General features: G+C 70.6%; 1 protein-coding gene. It reads right to left on the reverse strand.

Annotation, left to right across the window (positions count from 1 at the left end; all coding sequences use genetic code 11):
* Nucleotides 1-582 precede the first annotated feature (582 nt).
* The gene (locus AB0L95_RS42175; RefSeq protein WP_365171981.1) at nucleotides 583-864 is read right to left on the reverse strand and encodes a hypothetical protein; all 282 of its coding nucleotides are present in this window, start codon (nucleotides 862-864) and stop codon (nucleotides 583-585) included.
* Nucleotides 865-1,385 lie beyond the last annotated feature (521 nt).

Consider the following 1,385-nt stretch of genomic DNA (forward strand, 5'->3'; position numbering starts at 1 on the left):
GGCCCCCACCCTCCGGATACCGCATCCCACCGGCATACCGCAGGGATCATGAACCGTCACCACCCCCGACGACAACCCGAAAACCTCAATAACCGCAGCCCGGTTGGAGATGCTCCGGAGCCGCACACCGCCGGACGACGGTGAGCGCAGACAGTGGCCGTCCCGTCGTGCTTGAACCGCGCCGGCTGCCGCCCCTGCTCTAGCCGTCTGCGTTGCTCGTGCCCGTGTCGAGCGCAGCCCGATCCGAGCCCTGATCCGCCGTCCGTGCCGTGGGTCCGTCATGCGGTCCGCCTCCAGTGACGCTCTCCGCGGCGTGGAGCAGTTCGAGCCGCGCTGGGCTGTTGTCGGCGTTCAGCCGTGCCTCGCCGCCCGCCGTCACAGCGCAAACAACGAGTCCGCCATGAGCCTGGGCCTGGCAACGCCGGTCACCAGCGTCGTCACGGCCGCCAGCGTCACCGGCCTGGCACCGCGCTCGGCGAGACAGCTGCGGAAGGCGCCATCCAGCCGGGCGCGCGGCGGCCGAGGCCTGCCGCTCTTCCTGCGTGGGCGGGAGCCCGTTCACGGCCGCCTCGCCGCAGCGGCTCAGGCTGTATTCGACCGCGCGCCGCAGGTGTGTCGCGCTGTCGGTGTACTCGGCCAGTGCCGTGTCCACGGCCGCCGTCGCTCCGCGCGGCCAGAAACCAGCGTCACCAGCAGACTCACCCCGCGGCCGAGCGCGAACTCCTGGAGGCGCAGCAACGCGAGGTGCCAGTCCGGATCCTGGCCGATGTTGAACACCACCACGAGCGTCACCGTGAACGCCGCCTGCCCGGCCGCGAAGGAGATCGGCGCTGGAGCAACCCCGATGATCATTCTTGGCTGCACGGTGGCCGACACCTTGGTGACACGACCGCGATGCCGGACGGCTCTTGGTCACCACGGTCATGCAGACCATGAAAGAAGCGGTGAATTCCCAACGCGTGGCGGAACTCGGCCTCGGCCGTGTGCTGGGCCGCAACGGCGTCGCAGCGCGGATTCTGTCCTAGGCCGTACGACGACGCCAGTGACCTACGGATCCGGCACGCTTTCGCACGGACGGCCTCCAGGCTTCAGGCCGACGGCGGTGCCACGGCGGGCGCGGACGCCATCCAGCTGTGGATCGCCGGGCTGCACGGTGGTTGAGCCGCCGCCGGCCTGGAGCCCGGAGGCTGCCCGCTCTCCTCGGGACGGGGCGGCACCGGGCCGATCGGAGCGACGAACGTGTGCGGCGGATGACGGAAGAGGCCCAGGCGAGGGCCCCGACTTGCTTGCTCTCCCGGTCGTAGCGGCGGGCGGTGACGTCCTTCCACGGCAGTGATCGCAGCCTGCGGTGCAGTTCGGGCTGGTTGGCCTTGACCACCAAGAGG

The sequence above is a fragment of the Streptomyces sp. NPDC052036 genome (assembly GCF_040680495.1).
Classification (GTDB): Bacteria; Actinomycetota; Actinomycetes; order Streptomycetales; family Streptomycetaceae; genus Streptomyces.